Source organism: Sphingomonas sp. Leaf30, assembly GCF_001422525.1.
GTDB lineage: Bacteria > Pseudomonadota > Alphaproteobacteria > Sphingomonadales > Sphingomonadaceae > Sphingomonas > Sphingomonas aerolata.
This window is the reverse complement of the sequence record NZ_LMKZ01000018.1, coordinates 700,768-709,403: the sequence shown is the minus strand read 5'-3', so window position 1 is coordinate 709,403 and position 8,636 is coordinate 700,768. Positions and strand designations below refer to the sequence as shown.

General features: G+C 66.5%; 10 protein-coding genes. 4 read left to right on the top strand and 6 right to left on the bottom strand.

What is annotated here, in order from left to right:
• Positions 1-107: 107 nt before the first annotated feature.
• Complete coding sequence (gene dnaK, locus ASE89_RS16980) at positions 108-2,015, bottom strand: molecular chaperone DnaK (protein ID WP_031441499.1); 1,908 nt, start codon at positions 2,013-2,015, stop codon at positions 108-110.
• Between the two features lie 156 nt (positions 2,016-2,171).
• Between dnaK and ASE89_RS16975 the strand changes: the two genes are divergently transcribed.
• Both ASE89_RS16975 and ASE89_RS16970 read left to right on the top strand, forming a co-directional pair.
• Positions 2,172-2,618: a copper chaperone PCu(A)C gene (locus ASE89_RS16975; RefSeq protein ID WP_031394649.1), complete on the top strand. Its 447-nt coding sequence runs from the start codon at positions 2,172-2,174 to the stop codon at positions 2,616-2,618.
• Positions 2,615-3,097, top strand: coding sequence for a hypothetical protein (locus ASE89_RS16970; protein WP_056680067.1), 483 nt, complete (start codon positions 2,615-2,617; stop codon positions 3,095-3,097). The genes ASE89_RS16975 and ASE89_RS16970 overlap by 4 nt, the downstream gene beginning before the upstream one ends.
• A 60-nt stretch (positions 3,098-3,157) precedes the next feature.
• On the opposite strand, the gene ASE89_RS16965 is transcribed toward ASE89_RS16970, so the two are convergent.
• From ASE89_RS16965 to hrcA, 4 genes are all read right to left on the bottom strand, one after another.
• The gene (locus tag ASE89_RS16965; RefSeq protein WP_031394647.1) at positions 3,158-3,397 is read right to left on the bottom strand and encodes a hypothetical protein; all 240 of its coding nucleotides are present in this window, start codon (positions 3,395-3,397) and stop codon (positions 3,158-3,160) included.
• 95 nt (positions 3,398-3,492) lie between these two features.
• Positions 3,493-4,716: a threonine synthase gene (locus tag ASE89_RS16960; protein ID WP_056680064.1), complete on the bottom strand. Its 1,224-nt coding sequence runs from the start codon at positions 4,714-4,716 to the stop codon at positions 3,493-3,495.
• Positions 4,717-4,853: 137 nt separating this feature from the next.
• Entirely contained in the window at positions 4,854-5,393 is a 540-nt protein-coding gene (gene grpE / locus ASE89_RS16955) for a nucleotide exchange factor GrpE (protein WP_031394645.1), read from the bottom strand.
• A gap of 25 nt (positions 5,394-5,418) precedes the next feature.
• Complete coding sequence (gene hrcA, locus ASE89_RS16950; protein WP_031441504.1) at positions 5,419-6,462, bottom strand: heat-inducible transcriptional repressor HrcA; 1,044 nt, start codon at positions 6,460-6,462, stop codon at positions 5,419-5,421.
• A gap of 202 nt (positions 6,463-6,664) precedes the next feature.
• Here hrcA and rph point away from each other — a divergent pair, with 202 nt between their 5' ends.
• Positions 6,665-7,381: a ribonuclease PH gene (gene rph / locus ASE89_RS16945; protein ID WP_056680061.1), complete on the top strand. Its 717-nt coding sequence runs from the start codon at positions 6,665-6,667 to the stop codon at positions 7,379-7,381.
• Complete coding sequence (gene rdgB, locus ASE89_RS16940; RefSeq protein ID WP_056680058.1) at positions 7,378-8,013, top strand: RdgB/HAM1 family non-canonical purine NTP pyrophosphatase; 636 nt, start codon at positions 7,378-7,380, stop codon at positions 8,011-8,013. The genes rph and rdgB overlap by 4 nt, the downstream gene beginning before the upstream one ends.
• 49 nt (positions 8,014-8,062) lie before the next feature.
• On the opposite strand, the gene ASE89_RS16935 is transcribed toward rdgB, so the two are convergent.
• Positions 8,063-8,620, bottom strand: coding sequence for a CAP domain-containing protein (locus ASE89_RS16935; protein ID WP_056680056.1), 558 nt, complete (start codon positions 8,618-8,620; stop codon positions 8,063-8,065).
• Between the last annotated feature and the right edge of the window lie 16 nt (positions 8,621-8,636).

The window sequence follows — 8,636 nt, the reverse complement described above, 5'->3', positions numbered from 1 at the left end:
CGTTCCGGGCGACAGCGCTCGGAACTGCCCCTCACCCCGGCCCTCTCCCCGACCGGGCACCCATGAAAATATTACTTTCATGGGCCCCTGGGGAGAGGGAGTTTCAGTTACGCCTTCGGGTTCTCGTCGACTTCCGAGAATTCGGCGTCGACGACGTCGTCGTCCTTCTTCGCCGCATCGCCATCAGCCGACGGCGAGGCATCCGCCTGAGCCTGCTTCTCGTAGATCGCCTGGCCGAGCTTCATCGCGACCTGGGCGAGCGCGGTGCTCTTCTCGGTCATCGCGTCCGCATCGCCGCCCTCGACCGCTGCCTTGGTCGCGTCGATCGCGGCCTGGATCTCGGTCTTGAGCGCGTCGTCGACCTTGTCGCCGTTATCGGCAAGCTGACGCTCGGTCGTGTGGATCAGGCTCTCGGCGTTGTTCTTCGCCTCGGCGCCCGCACGACGCTTCTTGTCTTCCTCGGCAAAGGTCTCGGCATCGCGGACCATCTGGTCGATGTCGCTGTCCGAAAGGCCACCCGAGGCCTGGATGCGGATCTGCTGCTCCTTGCCGGTGCCCTTGTCCTTGGCCGAGACGCTGACGAGGCCGTTGGCGTCGATGTCGAACGTGACCTCGATCTGCGGCACGCCGCGCGGCGCCGGCGGGATGCCGACGAGATCGAAATTGCCGAGCATCTTGTTGTCGGCCGCCATCTCGCGCTCGCCCTGGAACACGCGGATCGTCACCGCGCCCTGGTTGTCGTCCGCGGTCGAATAGGTCTGCGACTTCTTAGTCGGGATCGTCGTGTTGCGATCGATCATCCGGGTGAACACGCCACCCAGCGTCTCGATGCCGAGCGACAGCGGCGTCACGTCGAGCAGCAGCACGTCCTTGACGTCGCCCTGCAGCACGCCGGCCTGGATCGCGGCGCCCATCGCGACGACCTCGTCCGGGTTGACGCCGGTGTGCGGCTCCTTGCCGAAGAACTGCTTCACGACTTCACGCACGCGCGGCATGCGCGTCATGCCGCCGACCAGCACGACCTCGGAGATGTCGTCGGCCTTCAGACCGGCGTCGGCGAGTGCCTTCTTGCAGGGGTCGAGCGTTCGCTTGACCAGATCCTCGACCATCCGCTCCAGATCGGCGCGGGTGATCGACTTCACCAGATGCTTCGGGCCGTTCTGGTCCGCGGTGATGAAGGGCAGGTTGACCTCGGTCGACTGTGCCGAGCTGAGCTCGATCTTCGCCTTCTCGGCCGCTTCCTTCAGACGCTGCAGCGCCAGCTTATCCTTGGCAAGGTCGATGCCCTCTGCCTTCTTGAACTCGTCGGCGAGGAACTGGACGATCTTGTTGTCGAAATCCTCACCGCCCAGGAAGGTGTCGCCGTTGGTGGCCTTCACCTCGAACACGCCGTCGCCGATCTCGAGGATCGAGATGTCGAACGTGCCGCCGCCGAGATCGTAGACCGCGATCGTCTTGCCGTCCTGCTTGTCGAGGCCGTAGGCCAGCGCCGCTGCGGTCGGCTCGTTGATGATGCGCAGCACTTCGAGACCGGCGATCTGGCCGGCGTCCTTGGTCGCCTGGCGCTGTGCGTCGTTAAAGTATGCGGGAACTGTGATGACCGCCTGCGTGACCGTCTCGCCGAGATACGACTCCGCGGTCTCCTTCATCTTTTGCAGCGTGAACGCCGAGATCTGCGAGGGCGAGTAATCCTTGCCGCCGGCCGAGACCCATGCGTCGCCATTCGGCCCGCGCGAGATCTTGTACGGGACCAGCTCGGTGTCCTTCTTGGTGATCGGATCGTCGAAACGACGGCCGATCAGGCGCTTCACCGCGAAGATGGTGTTGTCGCCGTTGGTCACTGCCTGGCGCTTGGCCGGCTGGCCGACCAGTCGCTCGCCGTCCTTGGCGAATGCGACGATCGACGGCGTGGTGCGCGCGCCTTCGGAATTCTCGATGACCTTGGGCTTGCCGCCTTCCATGACGGAAACGCAGCTGTTGGTCGTGCCGAGATCGATACCGATTACTTTAGCCATGAGTTTAAATAGCCCCTCACACATCGTAAAAAAGTCTCGGGCTCCACCCCGTTACGGCAGTGGAACCTTTCGATTGATGGGCGCGATATAGGTTGGCTCGCGCTTGCCGCAAGATTGTACGGCTCGTAGAGATCGCAAGAGGGGTATGAAGTGGCGATGATGACGATGCGTGGTATTTTTGCCGTGACGGCCCTGGTCGGGGTGGCGGCCTGTGCACAGCCGCAACAGCTGTCCGTCGAGAAGGCGTGGGTCCGGCTCGCTGCGGTCAAGGGTGGACCGGCAGCAGGCTATTTCACGATCCATGGCGGGCCGAGCGATGCGACGCTGATCAACGTCACCACCGACGTCGCGATCCGGAGCGAGATGCACGAGAGCATGTCGGCCGGCGGCGTGTCGTCGATGAAACCGATCGCGCGCGTCGAGATCCCGGCCAAGACCGATGTCGTGTTCGCGCCGGGCGGCCGTCACGTGATGCTGTTCGACGTAAATCCCGGGATCAAGCCCGGTGAACGCACCATCACCTTCACCCTCACCTTCGCCGACGGCACTAGAATCCTGCAAAACGCGGCCGTCGTCGGCGCCGGCGACACCGGAACCAAGTGAGCGTTCGCGATCGGTCGACGCGAGCGCTGACCCCGGCCGAGACGAGGCTCGCGGCGTCGGTCTTCGGCGATGCGATCGACTATGCGCCGGTGCGGCTGGCACGTCGCAAATGGGCCTTCTTCCAGCCGCGCGACACGGTGATGGCGCCGCGCGGGTGCATCCATTTCCACCCCAAGGGCGATCTGTGGTGCGACGATTTCGCGCATGCCCATCTGACGTTGCAAGGGCTGTTCATCCACGAGATGACGCATATCTGGCAGCACCAGCGCGGCATCTTCCTCCCGCTCGTACGGCATCCCTGGTGCCGCTACGACTATGCGCTGCGCCCCGGCGTCGCTCTGCACCGCTACGGTATCGAGCAGCAAGGCGAAATCGTCCGCCACGCCTTCCTTTTGCGTGCCGGCGCGACGGTCGCAGGCGCCCCGCCGCTCGCGCAGTACGAGACGCTGCTTCCGTTCAAGCGGCGGGTGTCGGCCTAGTCCGCCCCTCCCCAAACCGTCACCCCAGCGAACGCTGGGATGACGTGGGCTAGGGCGATATCAGAGCCAGCTGCGCCCATCCGGTCCCGCACAGCCATAAGGCGGCAACTGCCCGAAGAACCGTTCCTGCATTTTGTGACAGCCCCAAGCGCGCAGCGGCGCGGGCGCATAACCGTTCAGCGCGATGCCGACCTCGTCATACGGGGTCTCGCCGCGCGCGACATACATGTACCAGCGCCCGCCGAACATGACCGCCGCCGCGACCAGCACGACACACACGACCTGAAGAATCTTCTGCATTTCCGCCCTTTTCGTGATGAAGGGCGCCCCGTTGCAGATAACATGGATTAATATCAACCACCGGAAGGACAGTCGCGCCGGTGGCGATTCCCATCCTACAATGCGTCGAAATCGATAGCTTGTGTTCTATCAAGCGCTTGCGGCGCTTCGGGCATCGGATATTTCAGCCCGGTCGCACAATTAAAAAGTACGACGCGGTCGTCTTCGTCGACCAGACCGGTGTTCAGCGCATGGGTGTAGGCCGCAAGCGTCGCGCCGCCTTCCGGGCACAGCAGCAGGCCGTCCTGCTTCGCGGCAGCCTCGACCGCCTTGAGGATCGCGGGATCGCCGACCGCCATCGCCTGCCCGCCGCTCTCGCGGACCGCGCGCAGGATCAGGAAGTCGCCGACCGCCTTGGGCACACGAATGCCCGCCGCGACGGTGCTCGCATCCTCCCAGCGCTCGGCATGCTCCTCGCCCGCTTCGAACGCGCGGACGATCGGCGCACAGCCGCTCGCCTGCACCGCAAACATCTTGGGTCGCTCGGAGCCAATCCAGCCGAGCTGCTCGAGCTCGTCGAACGCCTTCCACATGCCGATCAGCCCGGTGCCGCCGCCGGTCGGGTAGAAGATCGCATCGGGCAGTTTCCAGCCGAACTGCGCGGCCAGTTCCAGCCCCATCGTCTTCTTGCCCTCGATTCGATAGGGCTCCTTCAGCGTCGAGAAGTCGAACCAGCGCCCCTCGGCGGCGCCCTTGCCGACGATCGCGCCGCAATCGTCGATCAGCCCGTTGACGCGCCAGACGCGCGCGCCCTGCATCGCGATCTCGCGGACGTTGATCTCGGGCGTGTCGTCGGGACAGAATACGATCGTCTCGATCCCGCAGCGCGTGGCGTAGGCGGCCAGCGCCGCGCCGGCATTGCCGTTGGTCGGCATCGCGATCCTGGTGACGCCGAGCTCCTTCGCCATCGCCACCGCCATGACCAGCCCGCGCGCCTTGAAACTGCCGGTCGGCAGACGCCCTTCGTCCTTCACGAGGACGTTGGGGCCACCGGACTTGGGGATCGGCACCAGCGGCGTCTCGATCTCGCCGAGGCTGACGATATTGGACGTCTGCCGCACGGGCAGCAGTTCGCGCCACCGCCACAGATCGGTGGGACGCGCCTCGATCGTGTCCCGCGAGATCGTCGCCCGCACCGCGTCGAGGTCGTAGCGGACGAGCAACGGTCGGCCCGCGCGCGAAAGGCCATGAAGCTGGTCCGCCTCATAGCGTTCGCCGGTGATCGAACATTCGAGATGCGTGACGAACGTCTCGCGATCGGTGGTCAGGTTCTCGTTCATGGCGTCATCCCGGCGAGGCAGAAAGTTGAGCGCCGCCTCCTGCCGTTCCCCCGCGAAGGCGGGGGCCCAGGGTCACAGGCGACAGCGTTTGAAACCCTGGGCTCCCGCCCTCGCGGGAGAACACCAGCCCGACAGGCTCACCCCGCCTTGGCGACGCCCACCATCGCAGGCCGCAGCAGGCGATCCTTGATCATGTAGCCCGCCTGCATTTCCTGGACGATCGTGCCGGCCGGCTGGTCGCTCGGGATCTCCAGCATCGCCTGATGCTTGTTCGGGTCGAGCATCTGGCCCTCAGCCGCGATCTTCGTGATGCCGTGACGCTGGAACACGCTCTCCAGCTCGCGACCGGTGGCTTCGAGCCCGGTGACGAGGCCCTTCATCTTGTCGTCCGCACGCAGGTCCGCCGGGATCGCCGACAGGCCGCGGGCGAGGTTGTCGGCAACCGACAGCACGTCGCGCGCGAACGCGGTGGCGGCATAGGCGCGCGCGTCCTGCGCTTCCTTCTCGGCGCGGCGGCGGACATTCTGCACCTCGGCCTGCGCATAGAGGACATTCTGCTTGGCCTCGGCGAGCTGGTTCTCCAGCTCGGCGACGCGATCGTTCGAGGCCACTTCGGGTGCGGCTTCGGCGGTCTCCTCGCGCAGGTCGGCAGGCGTGTTCTGATCGATATCGGACATTGTTTTCCCTATAAGTTGGGCCGGCTCAACCCATCAACCGGGCGAGCGTTGCAGCCGTGAAATCCACCATGGGCACGACGCGCGCATAGTTCAACCGCGTGGGGCCGATCACGCCCACCACGCCGACCACTCGGCCGTCCAATCCGCGGAACGGTCGCGCGATCACCGACGAGCCGGACAGGGCGAATAATTTGGTCTCCGCGCCGATGAAGATCCGCGTCGAATCGCCCGCCCGCGCGCTGTCGAGCAGCGATGCGACCTCCTGTTTTCCCTCAAGATCGTCGAGCAGGTCGCGGACCCGGTCGAGATCGGCGGCGGCGGCGGCATCGATCAGCCTCCCCTGCCCGCGCACGATCAGCACCGGGCGGCGATCCGCATCCTCGCTCCACACCGCGATCCCGCCCTCGACCAGCATCCGCGCCGCACCGTCGAGCGCCGCCTGCCCGTCCGCCAGCTCGCGCTCGATCCGCAGCCGCGCCTCGGCCAGCGTCAGCCCGCCGAGCGTCGCCGACATGTAATTGCCCGCCTCGACCAAGGTCGACGGCGACATGCCCTTGGGCAACGCGATCACGCGGTTCTCGACCGAGCCGTCCTCGCTGACCAGCACCGCGAGCGCCTGGTCGGGCGACAGCGCGACGAACGCGATCTGGCGCAGCGTCATCTCGCGCTTCGGCACCATCACCAGCCCCGCGCACGCCGACAGCCCCGACAGCGCGAGCGTCGTGGCGGCGAGCGCCTCCTCGACCGGGCCGCCGACGCCGGCGCGCGCCTCGATCGTCTGGCGCTCCTCGAACGACGGCTCCATCGCCTGCATCATCCCGTCGACGAACAGCCGCAGGCCGCGATCGGTCGGCATCCGCCCCGCGCTAGTATGCGGACTGGCGAGCAGTCCCAGCCCCTCCAGCTCTCCCATCACCCCGCGAATCGAGGCGGGCGACAGGCTGAGCCCGGCCAGCTGCGCGATCGTCTTCGACCCCACCGGCGTGCCGCTGGCGAGATAGCTGTCGACGACCGCACGGAAAATATCGCGCGCGCGGTCGGTCAGTTCGGTGACAGGGGGCGTGGCCATGCGGCTGATCTAGGCTGGCGAGCCCGAATGCGAAAGGCTAGGCAGCGCTTATTGCCCACCACCCGTTCGTCCTGAGTAGGGACTGAGCGAAGTCGAAGGCCCGTATCGAAGGATGTGCCCCAAGCGGGCCGATCCTTCGATACGCCGCTTCGACGAGCTCAGCAGCTACTCCGGACGAACGGAAGAAGTTTAGGAATACATCATGCGCCCATCCGGCCGTGCCCCAGACCAGATGCGCAGCATCACGATCGAACCCCGCTTCACCAAGCATGCCGAAGGCTCCGTCCTGATCGGCTTCGGCGACACCAAGGTGCTTGTCACCGCCAGCATCGAGGAAAAGGTCCCGCCGTTCCTGCGCGGCAAGGGCGAAGGCTGGGTGACCGCCGAATACGGCATGCTCCCGCGCTCGACCAACACGCGCAACAACCGTGAGGCGGCCAAGGGCAAGCAGTCGGGCCGCACGCAGGAAATCCAGCGCCTGATCGGCCGTTCGCTTCGCGCCGTCACCGACCTGAAGCTGCTCGGCGAGCGTCAGATCGTGCTGGACTGCGACGTGCTTCAGGCGGACGGCGGCACGCGCACAGCGTCGATCTCGGGCGCCTGGGTCGCGCTGCGGCTCGCGATCGACGGGCTGCTGGCCAGCGGCAAGCTGACCGCCGATCCGCTGACGCAGAAGGTCGCCGCGATCAGCTGCGGCATCTATCAGGGCAATCCGGTGCTCGACCTCGATTACATCGAGGATTCGGGCGCGGACGCGGACGCGAATTTCGTCCTGCTCGAAAACGGCAACATCGCCGAGGCGCAGGCAACGGCCGAGGGCGCGACCTATGACGAGGAGGCGCTGCTTCGCCTGTTGCGGCTCGCCCGGATCGGCTGCGCGGACATCTTCGCGGCACAGGCCAAGGCGGTCGCCAAGTGAGCGGCGAAGGCAGCACCCCCCAGGCGATCCGCAAGCTCCAGCCCGGCAAGCTCGTCATCGCGAGCCACAACAAGGGCAAGGTGCGCGAGATCGCCGACCTGCTCGCAGGGCGCGGGTTCGACGTCGTGTCGGCGGCGGATCTCGACCTGCCCGAGCCGGTCGAGACGGGGACGACCTTCTTCGCCAATGCCGAGCTGAAGGCACGCTCCGCCGCCGACCTGTCGGGCTATCCCGCGCTCGCCGACGACAGCGGACTGTGCGTCGATGCGCTGGGCGGCGATCCGGGCGTGTACACCGCCGACTGGGCGGAGACCCCGAACGGTCGCGACTGGTCGATGGCGATGCAGAAGGTCGAGGACGCGCTCGCCGCCAAGGGTCCCGACGCGACCCGCGGCGCGCATTTCGTCAGCGTACTCGCGCTCGCCTGGCCCGACGGCCATGTCGAATGGTTCGAGGGCCGCGCCGAGGGCACGCTGGTCTGGCCGCCGCGCGGCAAGGTCGGCTTCGGCTATGACCCGATGTTCGTGCCGCTGGGCCATGACCAGACCTATGCCGAGCTGCCGCACGAGACGAAGAACGCGATCAGCCACAGGAACGAGGCGTTCGAACTGCTGAAGGCCGCCGTGTTCTGAAACGCCGCCGGACCGTCACCCCCGGTGACGGTCCGGCACTCTCGGGTGCCTAGTAGCTACGCTCGCCCACCACATTGCCCGGCGGCGAATAGCGGCACACCAGATAATCGTCGCGTTCGTTGCTCGCCATCGCGCACCCCACCGCGGTCGAATTGCGCCAGACGATCTGCGTGTAGTGCGCGACATCCTCATATTTGCCGGTCCGGCTGAACGCGGGCGTCACGCCGTTGACGAAATCCTTCCGTTCGGCAACCCAGTGGCCGATCATCTCGGGATAGGCATAGGCATAGCGCGTGCCGGTCCACAGATTCTCGCCCTCGCGGCCGGGCCCCTGAACCTGATGGGCGTGCGCAAATTTGCGCGTATTGGCCATTTCCTCGGCATAGGCGTGCGCGGTCGTCGCCAGCGTATCGCTCCACACCAGCGGCGGGACACCTACGGCCGCCCGCGCGGCATTGTGCCCGTCCATCATCGCCGCCTTGAGGAGCGCGGGCCCGCGCGGCGCCGGCGCCTGTGTCTCGCGACGCTCCACGACGCGTTCCGGCCCCTGCGCGCAAGCGCCGGCGAACAACGCCGCCGCAACTGCCAGACCCAACCGAACCGTCATTGCGCTTCCTTCTGTC

Bases quoted from the DNA above. Each gene is read 5' to 3' on its own strand.
- ASE89_RS16960 (WP_056680064.1), bottom strand. From the start codon at position 4,716: ATGAACGAGAACCTGACCACCGATCGCGAGACGTTCGTCACGCATCTC.
- grpE (WP_031394645.1), bottom strand. From the start codon at position 5,393: ATGTCCGATATCGATCAGAACACGCCTGCCGACCTGCGCGAGGAGACC.
- ASE89_RS16975 (WP_031394649.1), top strand. From the start codon at position 2,172: ATGATGACGATGCGTGGTATTTTTGCCGTGACGGCCCTGGTCGGGGTG.
- ASE89_RS16965 (WP_031394647.1), bottom strand. From the start codon at position 3,397: ATGCAGAAGATTCTTCAGGTCGTGTGTGTCGTGCTGGTCGCGGCGGCG.
- dnaK (WP_031441499.1), bottom strand. From the start codon at position 2,015: ATGGCTAAAGTAATCGGTATCGATCTCGGCACGACCAACAGCTGCGTT.
- hrcA (WP_031441504.1), bottom strand. From the start codon at position 6,462: ATGGCCACGCCCCCTGTCACCGAACTGACCGACCGCGCGCGCGATATT.
- ASE89_RS16935 (WP_056680056.1), bottom strand. From the start codon at position 8,620: ATGACGGTTCGGTTGGGTCTGGCAGTTGCGGCGGCGTTGTTCGCCGGC.
- rph (WP_056680061.1), top strand. From the start codon at position 6,665: ATGCGCCCATCCGGCCGTGCCCCAGACCAGATGCGCAGCATCACGATC.